This window comes from Paenibacillus tritici (assembly GCF_013204885.1).
Taxonomy (GTDB): domain Bacteria; phylum Bacillota; class Bacilli; order Paenibacillales; family Paenibacillaceae; genus Paenibacillus_AQ; species Paenibacillus_AQ tritici.
Genome location: NZ_JABMKX010000003.1, coordinates 21366 through 41568, shown reverse-complemented (window position 1 = coordinate 41568; position 20203 = coordinate 21366). Strand labels below are relative to the sequence as shown.

Genomic DNA, 20203 nt, shown 5'->3' with positions numbered 1-20203 from the left:
TATGGATCATAATGATTATGTAAAAGCGGCATACCGCTCGATTCTGCGCAGTGACTTCGCGGAGGCGATCACTCTGTTCGAGGCGGCCATCGCAGCAAGTCCGGATGATGCGGAAGTAAGATACCGCTGTTCGATAACCTATGCCCGCAGCGGTATGCTGGACAGAGCGCTTGAACATGCTGTAGCCGCTCGAAGACTGGATGGGACCAAACAGGAGTACCAGCTCCATCTTCAGCATCTGCAGGCGCTGCAGCTCGTGCAGGAAGCGAAGCGGCTGCTGGAGGATGAAGTCGCGGAAGCGGTGAATCCATACCATCCGATTACGCTGCTGAAGGAAGCTGTATCGCTTGACCCACTATATGGGGATGCTTATGTATGGCTGGCGATTGCGCACAGCCGGATGAATGAACATCTGCAGGCGATTGCTGTATTAAAGGAAGTGATGTCGCTGCACCCGGATGACAGCGGACTGCGTCTGCTGATGAAGGATCTGCAGAAGTCACTGCAAAAATATATCCAATAATAGATGAGACAGGGAAAGCGGGGAGAATTCATTTGAGTGACAAGATCAGAGTTATTGTTTCCGGAGCAGGAGGCAGAATGGGCAAAGAGGTTGTGAAGCTGGTATTGCAGGATGATGAATTGGAACTGGCAGCGGCGGTTGACCGATCTGCACAAGACAGAGATGCCGCCCGTCTGGTTGGCCTTGAGGATTGCGGGGTGCGCGTGACTTCGAATCTGGAAGCCGCGCTTGCGGATACGGCTGCGGATGTAATGGTGGACTTCACTATTCCGCAGTCCGCCTACAGCAATACTGCACTGGCTATCAAATACGGCGTTCGTCCGGTGATCGGAACTACCGGATTCACGCCCGAGCAGATCACCGGGCTGGACAAGCAATGCCAGGAGCGGGGAATCGGCGGGCTGATTGCGCCGAACTTCTCGATCGGTGCGATTCTGCTGATGAAATTTGCTGCACAGGCCGCCAAGTATTTCCCTCATCTCGAGATTATCGAATATCACGGAGACCAGAAGCTGGATGCTCCTTCAGGTACGGCGATCAAGACGGCAGAGATGATCTCTGAGGCGCGGCAGGAGCTTCGCCAGGGACATCCCAAGGAGGAAGAGCTTATTGAAGGCTCACGCGGAGGGTATTATAATGGCTTCCGCATTCATAGCGTACGTCTTCCGGGAGTTTTCGCCCAGGAGGAAGTGGTTTTCGGCGGCTTCGGACAGTCGCTGAAGATCCGCCATGACTCGTATGAGCGTGCCGGTTATATGCCGGGAGTCAAGCTGGGCATCCAGAAGGTGATGGGCTACACCGGCCTCATCTACGGGTTTGAGCATTTTATAGAATAGACAGGGGAGAGCTATATGTTGAAAATCGCTTTTATCGCACATGACCGCAAGAAAGATGAAATTGTTAATTTTGTTACCGCTTATGAGCATGTCTTTCATGGGCATCAGTTATATTCCACCGGAACCACCGGTCAGCGTATTATGGAAGCAACGAAGCTTATCATCCACCGCTATATGTCCGGTCCGCTGGGCGGAGACCAGCAGATTGGCTCTATGGTGGCCACGGATGAGCTGGATTTGATTATTTTCCTGCGTGATCCGCTGATGGCACAGCCGCATGAACCGGATATTACGGCCTTGCTGCGTCTGTGTGATGTATACGGAATTCCGGTAGCCACCAATATTGCCACAGCAGAGATTCTGGTAAAAGCCATCGACCGCGGAGATTTCGGCTGGCGTGAGCTGGTACATAAATACAAACCGGGTGTGGATGAGTCATGAAGCTCGATATTCTGGTATTCGGCGCCCATGCGGATGATGCCGAGATCGGTATGGCGGGAACGATTGCCAAGCATACCGCTGCGGGCTTCAAGGTGGGAATGTGTGATCTGACACAGGCTGAGATGTCCTCGAACGGAACCGTGGAGCTTCGTAAGCAGGAGGCGCAGCAGGCAGCCGAGTTGCTGGGTGCGGTTGTGCGTACTAATCTCGGACTGCCTGACCGCGGCCTGTATATGACAGAGGACCATCTGGCAGCTGTGACTGCGGAAATCCGCCGTTTCGCTCCGTCCATTGTGTTCGCTCCCTACTGGGAAGACCGTCATCCGGATCATATTGCCTGCAGCAGACTGGTGGAGGAAGCTGTGTTCAACGCCAAGCTGCGCAAATATATGCCGGACAAGCCTTCCATTCCTGAACCGCAATTATATTTCTATTTCATTAATGATCTTGGACGGACCGATCTGATTGTCGATGTGACCGCACAGTATCCGCTGAAGGAGCAGGCATTGTCCTGCTACCGTTCACAGTTCACGGTCGCACCCGGAGAGGATGCCGTGTCAACTCCTTTAACCGAAGGGTATATAGAGCGCGTCCGTTCAAGAGACATGCTGCTCGGTCAGCGGAGACTGATTCCGTATGCCGAAGGGTTCGCCAGCAAGGTGCCCTATACTGTAGATGTGTTCAGTGCTGCCTGTCAATAAATGAAGCCTTTGAAAAAGCCCGGAAATCAACTATAATAAATTCATATCATTACTTGAAGTAATAGACCTATGTTAGATGAAGGGGCGGAGCTATGGAGCGGCTTAAAATAGGCATCACCTGTTATCCGTCTCTGGGCGGCTCGGGGGTTGTGGCAACTGAACTGGGCAAGCTATTGGCCGAAAAAGGTCATGAGGTCCACTTCATTACCCACAGCATCCCGTTCCGGCTGGGAACGTTTCAGAAGAATATATTCTACCACGAGGTAGAGGTTAACGATTATTATGTGTTCCGTTATCCGCCGTACGATCTGGCCCTGGCGACCAAGATGGCGCAGGTTGCCAAAATGCAGAACCTGGACTTGTTCCATGTGCATTATGCGGTGCCGCACGCGGTATGTGCTTTTCTGGCCAAGCAGATTCTGGGCAACGACATCAAAGTGGTTACCACCCTGCATGGCACGGATATTACGGTTCTGGGCCAGGATGAATCCCTGAAGGATCTGATCCGGCTGGGCATTAACGAGAGCGATGCCGTAACGGCGGTCTCCCGGGACCTGATCAACGAAACACGCAAGGCGCTGGATATTACGCGCGAAATAGATCTGACGTATAACTTCGTGGACAAACGGGTGTATTATCCCCGCGATGTCACTGACCTGCGCGGCGATTTCGCCTCGCCGGATGAAAAGATTCTCATGCATATCAGTAACTTCCGCCCGGTCAAACGGGTGAGTGACGTAGTGGATGTATTCGCCAGGGTAAGCCAGCGGATACCATCCCGACTGCTGCTGGTCGGCGAAGGGCCTGACCTGCCGAAGATCCAGGCCAAGATCAGCGAGATGGGCCTGGATGACAAGGTCAGATTCCTGGGCAAGCAGGACGAGATTGCCCAGGTGATCTCTCTGGCGGATCTGCTGCTGCTGCCTTCAGAGAAGGAGAGCTTCGGGCTTGTCGCTCTGGAAGCGATGGCTTGCGGAGTTCCAACCGTCGGCTCGCAGACCGGAGGGATTCCGGAGCTGATTCAGCATGGCAAGACCGGGTTCCTTGCACCGGTCGGCGATACAGTATCTATGGCGGATTATGCCATCCGGCTACTGTCGGACGATGCGATGGTAGAGAGCTTCCGGCGGGCTTGTCTGGAGCGCTCGTGCAATGATTTCAGCCGGGATATGATTACCAATCAATATGAAGATATCTATTACCGTGTGCTTGGACGCAAGGTACTCGGACTCGATGGAGTCCGGGGGTAAGGAGCACCGCATGGAATGGACAATGGCACCATCCGGCATGGCCGAAGCCGCCGGCGCTGTAGTTGCAGGTCTGCTGGCAGGCGGCCATGAAGCTTATTTCGTGGGCGGCTGCCTGCGTGATGAGCTGCTCGGCCGTCCGGTGCATGATATAGACATTACTACCTCGGCATTGCCGCAGGAGGTTATGGACCTGTTCCCCCGCTGTGTCCCTACAGGATTGGCGCATGGCACTATTACTGTGCTGGAGGCAGGCCACAGCCTGGAAGTTACGACCTACCGGACGGAGAGCGGCTATGCCGATCACCGCCGTCCGGAGCATGTCGTGTTTGTGAGGGATGTGCGGGAGGATCTCCGCCGCCGTGATTTCACCATCAACGCCATCTGCTGCGGCCTGGACGGGAAGCGGATCGACCCCTTTGGCGGACAGCGTGACCTTAAGCTCCGTATGATCCGCTGTGTAGGTGAAGCGGAGGAGCGCTTCGACGAGGATGCGCTGCGGATGCTGCGCTGCGTACGTTTTGCCTCCGTGCTGGATTTCGCCGTGGCGAAGAATACCTGGCGCGGACTGCTGCGCCAGCGGGACAAGCTGGCGCATATTGCTGTGGAGCGGGTGCGCGCGGAGGTAGAGCGCATCGTCCTGGGCCCGCACCCGCAGCGCGGGCTGGGTCTCCTGCTGCGCAGCGGCCTGCTGCCGCGCGGCAAAGCGCCGTTCCCTTGGACCGGCCGTGAGCTGGCGGCAGCCGCCGCACGCACAGCCGGTCTCGGGCACCTGCAGGACGCCCGCCTGCGTTGGGCGCTCCTGCTGCATGCCCTGGGATCGTCGGCCGCTGCGGCCGATGAGCTCCTGCGGGCATGGACGTTCCCCGGGGCGACGCGTGCTGGCGTCGTCGCCGTGCTGCGCGTCCGCGAAGCCTGGGACGCGGCGCTGTCATCGGCGGCGCCGGAGGTGTCCGGCGCCGGGGAACTGCTGCGGCGGCGGTGGATCGCCGCCGTGCTGGCCCACGGCACGTCAGCCGCCGAAGGGTGGCTGACGCTGCTCGAGGCGGCGGGGGCCACAGCCGCCCCGGTCCCTGGCGCAGCCACACCGGCTGCTGCTGCCGTTCCTGATGCTGCCACATCTGGCGCGGCCCCCGCTCCTAATGCTGCCGCCCCAGTCACCACCAGCCAGCTGCGGTCCTGGGCCGCAGCTATGCCGCTCCGCACACTCGGGGAGCTGGCGGTGACCGGCCATGAGGTGACAGCGGTGCTGGATAAGCGGCCCGGCCCTTGGCTGGGCGTGCTGCTGCACCGGCTCCTTCAGGCAGTGGCTGCCGGAGACCTTGCGAATGACCCCCAATCACTGCTGCAGGCAGCGCAAAGGATGGATCGAGATGAATAACAAGCATGTTCAGCCTCCGGGAGCCTTGCTGCGGGAGGACTTCGTATCGGGCTGGCCTGGCGAGATCGTACGGATGAATCGGGTAGCCTCCACCCAGGAGGAAGCCAAGAAGCTGGCGGAGATCGGTGCCCCCGAGGGCACGACGGTAATGGCTGAGGAACAGACCGGCGGCCGGGGCAGGATGGGCCGTAAATGGCATTCCCCGCATGGCAAAGGGATCTGGATGAGCCTGGTGCTGCGTCCGGAGCTGCCGCTGGCCTTAACTCCGCAGCTGACTTTACTGGCCGGTGTGGCTGTCTGCACAGCCATCCGTGAGGTAACCGGTGTGCCTGCCGGAATCAAGTGGCCCAACGATCTGCTGGCGGGAGGCCGCAAAATCTGCGGAATCCTGCTTGAATCCTCGCTTAGAGAAGGCGGGCTTCATTATTGTATCGCCGGTATCGGCATTGCCGCCAATCTGACAGAGGCGGACTATCCTGAGGAGCTTAAGGGAATTGGAACCTCGCTGCTGATTGAAGGCGGCGGCATTCCGGTAGACCGGACAAGACTTGCGGAAGCCGTGCTGGAGGAACTCGAATATTTGTATGCCCTGTACCAGGAGCGGGGCTTCCAGCCTGTGAAGGAGCTATGGGAGTCGATGTCGGTCACACTGGGCCGCCAGGTGAGCGTGAACACTCCCCAGGGACGCACCGAGGCGACTGCTGTCGGGCTTGATGATAACGGCGGACTGCTGGTGCGCAGCGGGACAGGCGGTATTACCAGCGTGCTGTCCGGTGAAGTTGAAATGATCTGAATGGCAAGGGTCACAGCCCTTGTCATATTTTTTGGTGTTATTTGTTGTAATTTTTTGATATACTGTGTTCATAGGCGGCATCGCATTGGCGAGCTGTACTTGTGTAAGAGAAGCTTATACCAGGAAGTTGTGTTACCGGATATACCTTCATAACTGGATGTGACGGTTACGTTGGATTCTGCTCTGAGCCGTAAGGACCGAGACAGAAGGGACGATCGCGAGTGACTCTTTTTTGCCCTTCGGACCTATTTAGCGGACTAATGCTAAAGGGTTTTTTTGTTTGCGCGGAGAACGCGTATTTTATGGAAAAGGGGAATGAGAGCGAATGGCAGACAAACATGCACTGAATATTATCAAAATGAAAAAAATGAAAACGGATGGTGTGCCCCTAAGCATGATCACCGCTTATGATTATCCTTCAGCCCTGTTGGCTGAGGAAGCAGGAATAGACCTGATTCTGGTAGGCGATTCACTGGGGAACGTCGTGCTTGGTTATGATACAACGTTACCGGTTACCATAGAGGATATGGTCTACCATACCCGGTCGGTGAAACGCGGAGCACAGCATACTTTTATTATCGCGGATATGCCGTTCATGACCTATCACGGCAGTGTGGATGAGACCTTGCGCGGTGTGCGCAGACTGATGCAGGAAGGTCAGGCCCATGCGGTCAAAATGGAAGGCGGACTGGAGATCTGCTCCACCGTGTCCGCAGTTGTGTCTGCGGGCGTTCCCGTCCTCGGCCATATCGGCTTAACCCCGCAATCGGTCAATATGATCGGCGGCTACCGGATTCAGGGTAAGGACCCCAAGGATGCACAGCGTCTGATGGATGAAGCCAAGGCGCTGGAAGCTGCCGGAGCCTTCGGGATCGTGCTTGAACTAGTGACGGAGGAAGTGGCTGCGGCCATCTCCAAGGCAGTCAGCATTCCGACTATCGGGATCGGTGCCGGACGTTATTGTGACGGTCAGGTGCTGGTGTTCCATGACGTTCTGCGTTATGCCTCTCCTTACCGGGAGAAGAAGTTCGTCAAGACCTACGCGGATGTAGGCAGTCTGATCCGTGAAGGAATCAGCAGCTACGTTCAGGAAGTGAAGGACCGCTCGTTCCCGGCGCAGGAGCATGTGTTTAATGCGGACGAGACGGTGCTGGAATCTTTATACGGCAATGCCGGCAAAGGAGCGAAATAAGATGAAAGTCCTCAGAACCATTGCAGAACTGCGCGAAGCGCTTGAATATATGCGTCAAGGAGGACACGGACCCGTTGGGTTTGTGCCTACGATGGGATATTTACACGAAGGACATGCCAGTCTGCTGCGCAAGGCGGGGGAGAAGAGCGGCACCGTGGTGATGAGTATTTTTGTCAACCCGCTGCAGTTCGGGCCGAATGAGGATTTTGCATCCTATCCCCGCGATGAGCAGCGTGATCTGGAGCTGGCCGAACGCGAGGGTGCCGATCTGGTGTTTATTCCGAGTGTGGAAGAGATGTACCCGCAGCCGATCCGTACAGGGGTTTCGGTCTCCTCACTGACCACACAGCTCTGCGGTGCGTCCCGGCCGGGGCATTTTGACGGAGTAACTACTGTGGTCAGCAAGCTGTTTCATATTGTGCAGCCGGACTATGCCTTCTTCGGATTGAAGGATGCCCAGCAGGTTGCTGTTCTGCGCCGGATGGTAGCTGACCTGAACATGAATGTAGAGATTATCGCATGTCCGATTGTCCGTGAGGAAGACGGGCTGGCGTTAAGCTCACGCAATGTCTATCTGAGCGCGGAAGAGCGCAGACAGGCCCTGGTCTTGTCCCGTTCGCTGCGTGAAGTGCGTCAGGCTATTGAAGAGGGCAGAATCAGTACGGTGGATGAAGCGCGCGGTATGCTGGGTTCGGTGATTGCTGAATCTTCCCTCGCGGTCATTGATTACGCAGAGATTCTAACCTTCCCTGACCTTGAGAGTCTGGAAGGCGGCAGCAGGCTGAGCGATGCGGAAGGCGAAGTTATTATCGCACTTGCCGTGAAGTTCGGCAGAACCCGGCTGATTGACAATAACGTATTTATTCCTAAGGAGGCGCGCGCACTTGTTTAGACATATGATGAAATCCAAGATCCACCGGGCTACGGTCACTGAAGCCAATCTGAATTATGTGGGCAGCATTACCATTGATGAGGACTTGATGGAAGCCGCAGACCTGCTGGAGAACGAGAAGGTGCAGATCGTGGACAATAATAACGGTTCCCGTCTGGAGACCTATGTCATTCCCGGCCCGCGGGGCAGCGGCGTCATCTGCCTGAACGGGGCGGCAGCCCGCCTGGTGCAGCCTGGAGATACCGTCATTATTATCTCGTATGCTGTGATGTCCTCCGAGGAGCTGGCGTCACACAAGCCCACTGTAGTGTTTGTCGATGCGGACAATAAGCCGGTGAAGCTGGCGGATCATGAGCTACACGCGACGATTGCCTAAATCCCGCTGTTTGAGCCATGTAATCAATGGCAGGGATGAAGACACCTGTTCTTGTGAAAAATGAAGGCAGGCAAGCTTAAGCTGACTTCATTATCAGTAAGGGTGGGATGTCCGGTGTTTCAACATTTATTTGCTGAGATGAACAAGATGCTGCAGGAGATCCAAACCGACTTCCCTACTGCGGAGGGTGACCGCCGAAGCGACCTTTTATCTAAGTATAATATGCTCCACCGGATCAGCGATAATGTAATGGATGAGTGGCTGGTCTTTGCCGAAAAGCTTAGCGAATTCCGTGAACAGGCGGACTTTCAGGTTCCGCCGGAGGAGTTGCCCGAAGAGGAAGCGCCTGAGCTTGGCATGGACGCTTTTGTCAGGGGGCAGGGCTATTACAAGCTGCTGATGTACCGCAAATGTATTGAACAGTTCCGGCAGGTCACGGATAAACACCCTGACAGTCTGGCAGCCCGCCTATATTTGGCCATGGCTTATCTGCAGGAAGGCGAGGCGGAGACAGCCTGGGGACACCTGAACCATATGCTGGGCCTGATCCGTGAGGCGAAGCTGAAGGCGATGATTTATAATGCGCTTGGCTGTATCCGTGCTTCGCAGGAACGTTTCAATGAAGCCAGTGAGCTGTTCAGCCAGGCCTTGCAGCATGATCCGGCCCTTCCGGAGCCGAACGTTAATCTGGAGGTGTGCCGCAGGCGGGGCGGGAAGCTCCAGTTCGGACATCAGCTGGTTTCGCTTTTATAATTTATCTTCGGTTCCTTCAAGCGATGCGACCTCCCCACTTCCCGGGGGTTTGCATCGCCTTTTTTCGTAACTTCTGTTATGCTGATAAAGAGTCTCAAGTGAAAGGGAATAGAACTTATAATGAAATTTGCCGTGCTTGATTTTGAAACTACGGGAACCCAATCTGTGGGTGAAATCATCCAGGTTGGCCTTGCCATTATAGAAGAAGACGGGACTATCTCCAGGGTGTATGGTTCCTACGTCAAGCCCGGAGCACCAATTCCTCCTTTTATTACGGGCCTGACCGGAATTACTGACAGTGATGTGCAGGATGCGCCGGAGCTGGATGAGATGATGATGGAGCTGGTGCCGCTGCTGGATGATGTTGTCCTTGTTGGTCACAATGTAGCCTTTGATTTTCATTTTCTGCAGAATGCGCTGGACCGCTGCGGCTACCTGCCGTTTCAGGGGCGTATTCTGGATACAATTGATTTTCTCAAAATATGCTTCCCCTCGCTGAGCACCTATCAGCTTGGCGCGGTGAGCCATCATTTCGGCATCACGCATGAGCGTCCCCATCAGGCGGACAGCGATGCGCTGGCCACGGCTATTTTGCTGCTTAAATGTCTGGAGGAGCTGCACAGTCTGCCTCTCCTGACGATTCAGCGGCTGAATGAGCTGTTCGCGGACGAAGACAGTGACCTGTCCTGGTATTTCGACGGTCTGCTGCGAGAGCGGGAGATGGAGACCTTTCAGCCGGAAGGTGAGCTGACCTTCTACCGCCAGCTGGCGCTTGCCGTGGGCGACTGGGCGGAGCTTCCCTCCCCGCGGGAGGAAGGAAGCAGTAATCCGCTGGAGAACATTACCTTCCAGGAATATATGGATGAGGTAACCAAGCGGCTGAAGGCTGCTCTTCCCCAGTATGAGAGCCGTGAGGCCCAGGAGCTGATGATCCATGAGGTCATGACGGCGCTGGAGCAGGATAAGCATCTGCTGATTGAAGCGGGAACAGGCACCGGCAAATCGCTCGGATATCTGCTTCCGGCTATCTATCACAGTGTCCGCAGCAACCAGAAGGTTATGGTCAGCACGCATACGATCAACCTCCAGGACCAGTTGCGGGAGCGGGACATCCCTCTGCTGACCAGTGTGGTGCCGTTCCCGTTCAAAGCTTCGATCTTCAAGGGAAGAGGGCACTATTTGTGCCTGCGCAAGTTTGAACACAGAATTAACAAAAAAGACTTCACAAGTCCAAGGGAAGAAGCGCTTACGGCTGCCCAAATGATCGTCTGGCTGACCCAGACGGAGACCGGGGATGACGAGGAGCTTAACTTAAGCGGACGCGGCGGTGATTTCTGGGAGACGGTTGCCAGTGACACTGATTCCTGTCTGGGCCGGGCCTGTCCCTGGTTCCGCAAATGTTATTACCACCGGGCCAAACACGAAGCTGGGATATCCGATGTAGTGGTTACCAATCACTCCAAGCTGTTCGCTGATGTCAAGGCCGGCCATCAGCTCCTTCCGGCTTATGAGCATCTCATCATTGATGAAGCTCATCATCTGGAGGATATCGCCGGCAAGCATCTTGGCATGCAGATGAAATACTTCACTGTTGCCCATACGCTTACCCGCTTGTACAAGGATAGCCGCAGCGGCCAGCTGCCTGCTCTTCGCATGGCTCTGCAGTCTTCCGGCAGTGAGCAGGCTTCCGAATGGAGCGGAGTGATCGACCGGATCTATCCCGATCTGTTGACGGTGAAGGAGTCCTGGGATGCGCTTAGCGACAGGCTCTTCGGGCTGCTGCCCGAGCGCAGCGATGCCGGTGCCGGGGAAGCCGGTCAGCTGGTGGCCCGGCTGCAGCCGGGCAAGAAGCCCAAAGACTGGGAAGAGCTGGCTGCCCTGGAGAATACGCTTAACCTCAGCTTGAGCGATATCATCCGCAGGGGTGACAAGATGCTCAGTGAGATGCGTGACACGGACAGCCAGTCCTCCTCGGACGGTCTTGTCACGGATATTAGCGGATTGTTCAAGGATCTGGCCTCCATCAGGGAACAGATCCGTTTCTTCATGAATCTGAATGATGAGAACATCGTGTACTGGCTGGAGGGAAGCGGTAACTATAAGGGGAAGTCGCTGCAGATGTACGCCGTTCCCGTGGATGTCAGCACCCAGCTCAGGGAGCTGTTCTTCGACAAGAAGAAGAGCGTTATCCTGACCTCGGCCACATTGTCCGTAGATAAGTCCTTCCAGTTCATGATTGATAATCTGGGTCTTGGCGAGGCTGCCGAGCACGGGCAGCTGATGACCGCACTGCTTCCGTCGCCGTTCAAATACCGGGAGCAGGCTTTGCTGGTGATTCCCCGTGACTTCCCGAGCGTCAAGGGAAGTATAGGGGATGCCCGTTTTGTGGACACGCTGGTGCATTCCCTTGCTGAGACCGCTGTAGCTACCCGGGGACGGATGCTGGTGCTGTTCACCTCGTACAAGATGCTGCGCCAGGTCTATGATCCGCTGAAGGAGGCGCTTGCCTCGCAGGATATCGCGGTGCTTGGACAAGGGGTGGAGGGCGGCAGCCGGAGCAAGCTGATCCGTCGCTTCCAGGACAGCTCGGCTTCTGTGCTGCTGGGGACCAGCAGCTTCTGGGAAGGGGTGGATATCCCCGGGGAAGCCTTGACCTGCCTGGCGATCGTCAGACTTCCGTTCCAGCCGCCGAATCATCCGCTGGCTGAGGCGAAGTCGGAGCTGCTCCAGGCACAGAAGAAGAATCCGTTCATGAAGCTGTCCGTCCCGCAGGCCGTCATCCGCTTCAAGCAGGGCTTCGGGCGGCTGGTCCGCACGGCGCAGGACCGCGGAATCGTTATTGTATATGATACCAGGGTCATTGAATCTTATTATGGCAAATACTTCCTGTATTCTCTGCCCGGCCCCAAGATGGAGCATATGCTGACGGATCAGATGGTCCCGAGGATCGCCGAATGGCTGGAAGAAGGCGGGGTTTCCTAATTCCTCTGCTATTGATATGATGAATAAGTTATGGTTAACCTGAAGATCCGCGCCCCGGCTGTAGCTGCCGAGTTAGGCAGGCGGCGGGGCACGGTTCCTATAATCGGCTTTCGAGGCAAGTTTAGCTAAGTTATGCAAGGAAGCGTATGCTATCCAAACTTTTAGGAGGAGAAAACATGAAATCGGATAAAATATCGGAGGCTGTCGTCCGCAGGCTTCCAGTGTACCTGCGTTTCCTGAACGATCTCCAAAAACGCGAAATCTCAACCGTTTCTTCTCAGGAGCTGGGACAGAAGCTTGATCTGAACCCTGCTCAGATCCGTAAGGATCTGGCTTATTTCGGTGATTTCGGCAGAAAAGGCATCGGCTACGATGTATCCTATCTGATCGAGAAGATCCGTCATATTCTGAAGCTTGACCAGCAAATCAACGTTGCTCTTGTAGGCGCCGGTAATCTCGGTCATGCCTTGTCCAATTACAATGCCTATCTGAAGGATACGATGAAGATTACGGCCGTCTTCGATGCTTACCCGCCGAAGGTGGGCCAGCAGATCAACTCCCTGGTTGTGCAGCCGATGGAAGAGCTCGGCGATACGATCCGTTCCCAGGGAATCCGCATCGGGATCATTACCGTACCGGACAGCGAAGCCCAGAACGTAGCTGATATTCTTGTAGACTCCGGCATCGAGGCTATTCTGAACTTCGCACCGGTTATTCTCAAGACTCCTGCCAATATCCGGATTCATGCCGCAGACTTTACCACCGATCTGCAGAGCCTGGCCTATTATTTGCATGATGGAAAGGAAGAGACCGAAGATGAGCAGCAATAAGACGATAATCAAGCATGGCCGTTTCCTGGTTCCGGGCAGTGACAAGCCGGTCTTGAACGGGTATATGACCATTGAGGACGATCTGATTACTTACATAGGTGAAGCTGAGCCTGTCATGGAAGAGAACGCTCAGGTGGTGGACGGCAGCCGTCTGCTGTTCATGCCGGGTCTTGTGAATACCCATGGGCATACGGCAATGTCGCTGCTGCGCGGATACGGTGATGATATGGTGCTTCAGACCTGGCTGCAGGAGAAGATGTGGCCGATGGAAGCGAAATTCACTGGTGATGATGTATATTGGGGAACCTCGTTGTCCGTACTGGAGATGCTGAAGGGCGGGACGACGACTTTCCTCGATATGTATGATCATATGGACCGGGTAGCAGAAGTGACCGGACAATCCGGGATTCGGGCTGTGCTGATGCGCGGCGTGATCGGGCTATGCCCGGAAGAGGAGCAGAAGTCCAAGCTCGCAGAGGCGATTGCATTTGCCCGTGACTGGCACGGCAAGGCCGACGGCAGAATTACTACGATGCTCTCGCCGCATGCCCCTTACACCTGTCCTCCAGAGTTTTTCATGAAATTTGTAGAGGCTGCGCATGATCTGGATCTCCCGATGCACACCCATATGTCCGAGACGCGCCATGAAGTGGAGCAGAATGTTGCCGACTACGGACTCCGTCCGGTAGCGCATCTGGAGAAGCTGGGGATGTTCACCCGTCCTTCGCTGATTGCGCATGGTGTCCATCTGAACGATGAAGAGATCGGCATCCTGGCCCGCCATCACGTTGGCGTGTCACATAATCCCGGCAGCAACCTGAAGCTGGCCAGCGGTGTAGCCCGTGTCCCGGAGCTGCTTAGAGCAGGGGTTAAGGTCTCGCTGGGTACTGATGGCGCAGCAAGCAATAACAACCTGGATATGTTTGAAGAGATGAGACTGGCGGCGCTGATCCACAAAGGCGTAAGCGGCGATCCTACAGCGGTACCCGCACCTGAAGCGCTGCTGATGGCGACGGAGTATGGAGCGCAGTCTATTTTTCTGAAGCAGGTAGGCAGGCTTGCAGCAGGGATGAAGGCCGACTTCATTGCGCTTGATATTGACCAGCCGCATCTGCTGCCCCATAGCGATCTGCTCTCCCACGCCGTCTATTCGGCAAGTGCCAAGGATGTGGAGCATGTATGGGTCAACGGCAAGCAGGTGGTGAAGCACGGGCAATGCCTGACACTCGATGAGGAAGCGATCCGCCGCAAAGCACAGGAAACATTCGAGAGCCTGCTTAAACGGTAATACAGAGGTTTTGGAAAGGGAGCTGTATGGTGAAGAAGAGGAGAAAATGGCTTCTGCTGGGGATTTCCCTGGTTCTGCTCCTTCTGTTCGGACTAAGCCAGTTTTATGCCTACATTATGAAGGATCAGTGGAACGAGCGGAGTGAAGCCAAAGAGCTGGCCAGAACGCGAGCCGGGTTAACAGAGGTCACCAAGGCCCAGAAATCAGTCTGGAATGAGAATGAAATCTATTGGGTCTTGACCGGCAAGAATGAGGCAGGGACGGAGATCATGGTGTGGGTCCGTTTTACCACGGAAGGCAAGCCTGCCGGAGGCGCCAATGATCTATATGCTGAAGAGCTGAGCAAAGGAACCCCGGAAGCGAAAATGCGCGAGATCATTACCGCCCAGCTGCCGGATATTACGATTAAACGCCTGCTGCCTGGAGTATATAACGGAGAGTATGCCTGGCAGCTCTTTTACAAAAAAGACGGGCGTTACTATTACAACTTCTACCGCTTCACAGACGGCAGCGCCATCGGTGAAGGGTACAGTCTGCCCAACCGTTAATCGTCTGCATGATAAGCGGCCGGGTGGTAAGGCTTGAACCATAGCAGAAGCGGGGGATACAGTTGAACTGTTCTCCCGCTTTTTTGTTACCGAAGCGGCTCCACGCTGCTCTGCTGTTCATTCGGATACACGGAAGTATACACTCATAGCAATACCATTCATGTATATCGGATCAGCAACACTACGCGGAATTTTATGAAGCAGGAGGGAATTTTGAAATGGAAATTTTGGCATATCTGAATCAGGCGGTGGAATTGTTCAAGGAGGAGCTGGGGGCAAATCTGTCCGGGATTTATGTGCACGGGTCGCTGGCGATGGGCTGCTTCAATCCGAATACCAGCGATATCGACTTGCTGATTGTTGTCCATGACAAGTTATCTGGGGAGGTCAGTAAGAGACTTGCGAAGAGGGTAGTAGCGTATCACAATAGCCTGCCGAATCAGGGGGGAGTTGAACTAAGTGTTGTCCTGACAAGTTATCTGAAGAACTTCGTGCATCCGACGCCGTTTGAATTCCATTTCTCGAAGGGTCATCTGGAGCGCTACAGTCTGGAGGAGGATTACATTTGCGGCGGTTTGGAGGATGGGGATCTTGCCGCTCACTTTGCTGTCGTCTATCAGCGGGGATTCATTCTGTACGGCGAACCCATACGCGAAGCCTTCCTGCCGGTAGACCGGCAATATGTTCTCGATTCCATTCTGGGCGATATTGAGGATGCCAGGCAGAATATTATTGATGCTCCGGTGTATTACACACTGAATCTGTGCCGGGTGCTGTATTATGCGCGTGAAGAAATTGTGTCTTCCAAAAAGGAAGGCGGAGAGTGGGGATTGAAGCATGTGCCACAGTGCTATCACGGGCTGCTGAAGGACTGTCTGGATCAATATAGCGGTGCGGTCAGCAGCATAGGCAGCAACCCTGAGCTATGGATAGAATTCGCTGAGTATATGGCTAAGGAAATCAATCTCTCTACTGAAACATCCAGAAATTAGTATCAAAAATTTTAAATATATTCACACTTTTATGTAAAATCGTATATACACCTGTGATATACTACTACTTGTATCAAGACATGCTTAAGAGCATGTCAGTCTCGGATGGGCGCTAGACACGCTGGTTGGTCATTATTATAGATGGATGTTCGGTCATTATTGAGAGGAGGACGTTTCTTGAAACTGCGTCTTGTGCCTGTACTGCTAACGTCTCTGCTGTCTGCTGCATTATTATTTGGTGGCTGGTATGCTTACCGTCAATTTGTGGTGCAGGAGCCGCTGCATAAGCTGGTATCTTCTTATGAGGGAGTGAAGGATTCCCATATTACTATTAAACGCAATGAAGTCACTTTGAAACTTGAATTGCAGCCGGGTACGAAATTACGTGAGCTGGTACAGTATGTGTCGAAGGAAGGCAGTGCAGCCATTAATGGCCGGACACTGAAGCTTGATGTGGAACAGGATACCAGCGCTCTGCTGGATGAATATTGGGATAAAGCGATGTTCTCTGTGGCGGAAGCCATGGAGAGCCGGAAGTATACATTAATCCCCGCCAAGCTTGATGGACTTAAGGAGCAGGACAGCAAGTACAGCGGGGTTACCGCTACAACAGAGATTGATGATAATAATGTGTATGTGAGCCTGAGCAATGGCACGGAGAGCAAGTTTATTATTTTACCGCGTGTGGCAGCCAAGATGGGAGTGTGGAACAATGCTTAAGTATTGGAAAGAAATACTAGCCGGAGCTGTTCCGGTCATGCTGATTTTTATGGTTTTTGTCGGGATTAATATCTTTCCGGTAATCATAGCGCTCGGCATGGTCTCTGCACTTCTATTCATTGCCCATGCGCGCGGCGGTCTGGCCGTCAATGCAGGCGCAGATAAGAAACGCAAGAAGAACGGCCCGTCCAAGCTGACCTTTGAAGAAATCGGCGGACAGGACAATGCCAAGCAGGAGCTGCGTGAAGCCCTTGACTTCCTCATCCGTCATGAAGAAATCAGCAAATTCGGGATTCGCCCGCTCAAGGGAATTCTGCTTACCGGCCCTCCGGGAACAGGCAAGACCCTGATGGCCAAAGCTGCCGCCCATTATACCAACTCGGTGTTTGTGGCTGCTTCAGGCAGTGAATTTGTAGAGATGTATGTCGGCGTCGGTGCCGGGCGCGTCCGCGATCTGTTCAAGGATGCCCGCACGCGCGCGCTCAAGGAGAACAAGGAAAGCGCCATTATTTTCATTGATGAGATCGACGTCATTGGCGGTAAACGCGAAGGCGGACAACAACGTGAATATGACCAGACCCTTAATCAGCTGCTGACCGAGATGGACGGGATCTATAACAATGATGCCCCGCGTATTCTGCTGGTAGCCGCCACGAACCGCAAAGAGATGCTGGACTCGGCGCTGCTGCGCCCTGGCCGTTTTGACCGGCATATTCAGGTCGATATGCCTGACAAGAAAGGCCGCAAGTCGATTCTCGATCTCCATGCCAAGAACAAACCGCTGCACGAGACGGTAAGCTTGGACAAAATTGCCGAAGAGGCCTACGGCTTCTCAGGGGCACAGCTGGAGAGCGTGATGAACGAAGCGGCGATCTACATGATGCGTGAGAATCTGACCCAGGTGGAGCAGCGTCATCTCTCGATGGCGATCGACAAAGTGATGATGGGCGAGAAGACCGACCGCGAGACCAACCATGAAGAGAAGAAGCGTGTGGCGATTCACGAACTTGGACATGCTATTATGGCTGAACTGCTTCGTCCCGGAAGCGTCAGTCAGGTCACGCTGACCCCGCGCGGGCAGGCTCTCGGATATGTACGGCATAATCCGCAGACCGAGCAGTATCTGTATACGAAGGATTATCTGGAGAATCAGATTATGATTGCCTTGGGCGGAGCCGCCGCCGAAGAGATGTATTACGGAGGACGCAGTACCGGCTCCCGCGGAGATTTCGACCAGGCGCTGAATATTGTCGAGACCATGATGAAGTCAGGACTTACCTCACTCGGAATTGCGAATCTGCAGATGGTTACCACGGAAGAGCTGATGAAGGAGAATAGTAAAATCCTGGATGAACTGATGATCCGTACGAAGGAGCTGCTGGAGAAGCAAAGAAATGTATTTGATTACTCTCTTGACATTTTAATGAAGGAAGAAGTTCTCTCCGGAGAGCAATTTCGTTGTCAATTTCGTGACAGTGTCCTTTTACCGGCATAATTCTTTATGCCGGTTATTTTTTTTTACTTTTCAGACATGCTAAGATATCATTATATGTCGGGCTACTTATTTTTTACGACAGACAAGGTACAATACAGAAGTATAGATACCTGAAAGGATGGAGACTTTTACATGAATTTTAAAAAGATCGGTGTCATCGGCGGAGGCACAATGGGACAAGGGATTGCCGAAATGCTGGCAGCCAAGGGCCTGGATGTTATGCTGGTGGAGAAAACTGCAGAAAGACTGAACTACTCCTACGAAATGATTGAGACCAGTCTCGACAAACAGCTGGAGAAATGGGCGATTACCCAGGCGGAGAAAAAGCTGATTCTGGCCCGCATCCAAAAAGTGACACATTTCGCTGAACTCAGCTCCTGCGATATGGTCATTGAGACCATCGTTGAAGATCTGGAAGCGAAGCAAAAGGTATTCAATCAGCTTGATCAGGTGTGTCCGAGCCACATTATTCTTGCCAGCAATACGTCAACGCTCAGCTTGACGGAGCTTGCAAGCTCGACAATGTATCCGGAACGCGTGATCGGCATGCACTTCATACATCCTGTAGGAAAGGTAGATCTGGTTGAAATCGTGCGCGGCCTGAAGACCTCAGACAGCACTTTTGAAGATACCAAAGCCTTTGTTGATGAGATTGTAGAGAAAAAAGGCGTCATGATCTACGAATCCCCCGGATTTGTATCTTCGCGCCTCATTTGCCTGTTCATTAACGAGGCTATGCATGTGCTGCAGGAAGGTGTCGCTTCTCCTGAAGATATTGATGACGCTATGCGTATTGGCTACCAGTTCCAGAACGGGCCGCTTGAAATGGCAGACCGCTTCGGTCTGGATTCCGTTCTTGCCGCACTTGAGAACATGTTCCGTGAATACGGCGAACTCAAGTATCGTCCATCTACAATTCTCAAAAAGATGGTGCGTGCCGGACAACTGGGTACAAAATCGGGCGAAGGCTTCTTCAAGTATGACAAGGATGGTGACCGGGTATGAAAGTATTAGTAATTAACGCAGGCAGTTCTTCTTTGAAATATCAGCTCTATGACATGACGGATGAATCCGTACTGGCGAAGGGTCTTGTAGAGCGTATCGGTATGGATTCCTCCATTCTGACTCACAAACCAACCGGTAAGCAGGAAGTTACAGAAGTCAGTGAAATTCTGGAACACACTACGGCTATCCGCAAGGTTCTGGCTAATCTGACTGACAAAGAGCATGGCGTCGTTGCTTCCATCAACGAGATCAATGCTGTGGGACATCGCGTGGTACACGGCGGAGAGAGCTTCAAGGAATCCGCGCTTGTCACTACGGAAGCCAAAAGTGAAATCCGCCGTCTCTTCGACCTGGCTCCGCTGCATAACCCTGCTGCGCTGCTCGGAATTCTTGCTGCCGAGAGCAATATGCCGGGTGTACCTCAGACGGTTATTTTCGATACAGCCTTCCATCAGACGATGCCAGAGAAAGCATACCTGTATGCAATCCCAAGAGTGCTGTACAGCAAATATAAGATCCGCCGTTACGGCTTCCACGGTACTTCCCATGATTATGTAAGCAAGGCAGCGGCAGAATTTGTCGGACGTCCTCTGGAAGAACTGAAGATTATTACTTGTCACATCGGTAATGGTGCAAGTCTGACGGCTATCGAAGGAGGTGTATCTGTAGATACTTCCATGGGTATGACTCCGCTTGAGGGTCTGATGATGGGCACGCGCAGCGGTGACATTGACCCGGCCATTGTTCCTTATGTGATGAACAAGGAAGAATTGACTCACGGTGAGGTCAACTCTATGCTTAACAAGCACAGCGGTATGCTGGCGATCTCCGGGATCAGCAGCGATATGCGTGAGATTATTGAAGGGTACGAGAAGGGCGAGCCGAATGCTTCCCTGGCTTTTGAAATGTATGAATACCGTCTGCGCAAATATATCGGAGCTTATACCGCGGCCCTTAACGGTGCGGATATTATCGTCTTTACCGCCGGTGTAGGCGAGAATGCTTCACTGCTCCGCGAGAAGGTGCTGAACAACCTGTCTTACCTGGGCATTGAGCTTGACGCAGAAGCCAACAAGGTTCGTTCGGGCGATCCGCGGCGTATCTCTACAGAGAATTCCAAGGTACAGGTCCTTGTGGTACCCACGAACGAAGAGCTTGTGATCGCTCGCGATACTTATCGTATTGTGCAAGGAATCAACGGCTAAATT

At 53.8% G+C, this 20203-nt stretch carries 20 protein-coding genes; all 20 read left to right on the top strand.

The genetic code is table 11. The annotated features are described in order from the left end of the window. Window position 1 precedes the first annotated feature (1 nt). The 20 genes from HQN87_RS05550 (at window position 2) to HQN87_RS05455 (ending at window position 20200) form a co-directional block, all read left to right on the top strand. Window positions 2-523: a tetratricopeptide repeat protein gene (locus HQN87_RS05550; RefSeq protein ID WP_173129025.1), complete on the top strand. Its 522-nt coding sequence runs from the start codon at window positions 2-4 to the stop codon at window positions 521-523. A 32-nt stretch (window positions 524-555) separates the two neighbouring features. Continuing rightward, window positions 556-1359, top strand: a complete 804-nt coding sequence (gene dapB, locus HQN87_RS05545) for a 4-hydroxy-tetrahydrodipicolinate reductase (RefSeq protein WP_173129022.1) — start codon at window positions 556-558, stop codon at window positions 1357-1359. A 15-nt stretch (window positions 1360-1374) separates the two neighbouring features. Beyond that, a complete protein-coding gene (mgsA, locus tag HQN87_RS05540; RefSeq protein ID WP_173129019.1) occupies window positions 1375-1800 on the top strand; it encodes a methylglyoxal synthase in 426 nt (141 codons plus the stop codon). Beyond that, window positions 1797-2501: a bacillithiol biosynthesis deacetylase BshB1 gene (bshB1, locus tag HQN87_RS05535; RefSeq protein WP_173129016.1), complete on the top strand. Its 705-nt coding sequence runs from the start codon at window positions 1797-1799 to the stop codon at window positions 2499-2501. Before mgsA ends, bshB1 begins: the two co-directional genes overlap by 4 nt. A 92-nt stretch (window positions 2502-2593) precedes the next feature. Further along, complete coding sequence (bshA, locus tag HQN87_RS05530) at window positions 2594-3751, top strand: N-acetyl-alpha-D-glucosaminyl L-malate synthase BshA (protein WP_173129013.1); 1158 nt, start codon at window positions 2594-2596, stop codon at window positions 3749-3751. A 10-nt stretch (window positions 3752-3761) separates the two neighbouring features. Then, window positions 3762-5129 (top strand): CCA tRNA nucleotidyltransferase, encoded by a 1368-nt coding sequence (locus HQN87_RS05525; RefSeq protein ID WP_254075379.1) that lies wholly within the window; start codon window positions 3762-3764, stop codon window positions 5127-5129. Beyond that, entirely contained in the window at window positions 5122-5922 is an 801-nt protein-coding gene (locus tag HQN87_RS05520; protein ID WP_173129009.1) for a biotin--[acetyl-CoA-carboxylase] ligase, read from the top strand. The genes HQN87_RS05525 and HQN87_RS05520 overlap by 8 nt, the downstream gene beginning before the upstream one ends. A 325-nt stretch (window positions 5923-6247) precedes the next feature. Beyond that, on the top strand, window positions 6248-7114 hold the full coding sequence (panB, locus tag HQN87_RS05515) for a 3-methyl-2-oxobutanoate hydroxymethyltransferase (protein ID WP_173129006.1): 867 nt from the start codon (window positions 6248-6250) through the stop codon (window positions 7112-7114). Window position 7115: 1 nt separating this feature from the next. Next, complete coding sequence (panC, locus tag HQN87_RS05510; RefSeq protein WP_173129003.1) at window positions 7116-8006, top strand: pantoate--beta-alanine ligase; 891 nt, start codon at window positions 7116-7118, stop codon at window positions 8004-8006. Beyond that, window positions 7999-8382 (top strand): aspartate 1-decarboxylase, encoded by a 384-nt coding sequence (gene panD / locus HQN87_RS05505; RefSeq protein WP_173129001.1) that lies wholly within the window; start codon window positions 7999-8001, stop codon window positions 8380-8382. Before panC ends, panD begins: the two co-directional genes overlap by 8 nt. 114 nt (window positions 8383-8496) lie before the next feature. After that, window positions 8497-9135: a tetratricopeptide repeat protein gene (locus tag HQN87_RS05500; protein WP_173128998.1), complete on the top strand. Its 639-nt coding sequence runs from the start codon at window positions 8497-8499 to the stop codon at window positions 9133-9135. 120 nt (window positions 9136-9255) lie between these two features. Beyond that, entirely contained in the window at window positions 9256-12117 is a 2862-nt protein-coding gene (gene dinG, locus HQN87_RS05495; protein ID WP_173128995.1) for an ATP-dependent DNA helicase DinG, read from the top strand. A 176-nt stretch (window positions 12118-12293) separates the two neighbouring features. Continuing rightward, a complete protein-coding gene (locus HQN87_RS05490; RefSeq protein ID WP_173128992.1) occupies window positions 12294-12947 on the top strand; it encodes a redox-sensing transcriptional repressor Rex in 654 nt (217 codons plus the stop codon). Further along, complete coding sequence (locus tag HQN87_RS05485; protein ID WP_173128989.1) at window positions 12934-14235, top strand: amidohydrolase; 1302 nt, start codon at window positions 12934-12936, stop codon at window positions 14233-14235. The genes HQN87_RS05490 and HQN87_RS05485 overlap by 14 nt, the downstream gene beginning before the upstream one ends. A gap of 29 nt (window positions 14236-14264) precedes the next feature. Further along, window positions 14265-14783, top strand: coding sequence for a cell wall elongation regulator TseB-like domain-containing protein (locus HQN87_RS05480; protein ID WP_173128986.1), 519 nt, complete (start codon window positions 14265-14267; stop codon window positions 14781-14783). Between the two features lie 218 nt (window positions 14784-15001). Continuing rightward, complete coding sequence (locus HQN87_RS05475) at window positions 15002-15775, top strand: aminoglycoside adenylyltransferase domain-containing protein (protein ID WP_173128983.1); 774 nt, start codon at window positions 15002-15004, stop codon at window positions 15773-15775. Between the two features lie 177 nt (window positions 15776-15952). Next, complete coding sequence (locus HQN87_RS05470; protein WP_173128981.1) at window positions 15953-16495, top strand: hypothetical protein; 543 nt, start codon at window positions 15953-15955, stop codon at window positions 16493-16495. Continuing rightward, entirely contained in the window at window positions 16488-17990 is a 1503-nt protein-coding gene (locus HQN87_RS05465; RefSeq protein WP_173128979.1) for an AAA family ATPase, read from the top strand. The genes HQN87_RS05470 and HQN87_RS05465 overlap by 8 nt, the downstream gene beginning before the upstream one ends. Before the next feature lie 132 nt (window positions 17991-18122). Continuing rightward, window positions 18123-18995 (top strand): 3-hydroxyacyl-CoA dehydrogenase family protein, encoded by an 873-nt coding sequence (locus HQN87_RS05460; protein ID WP_173128977.1) that lies wholly within the window; start codon window positions 18123-18125, stop codon window positions 18993-18995. Continuing rightward, the gene (locus HQN87_RS05455) at window positions 18992-20200 is read left to right on the top strand and encodes an acetate/propionate family kinase (RefSeq protein ID WP_173128975.1); all 1209 of its coding nucleotides are present in this window, start codon (window positions 18992-18994) and stop codon (window positions 20198-20200) included. Before HQN87_RS05460 ends, HQN87_RS05455 begins: the two co-directional genes overlap by 4 nt. Window positions 20201-20203 lie beyond the last annotated feature (3 nt).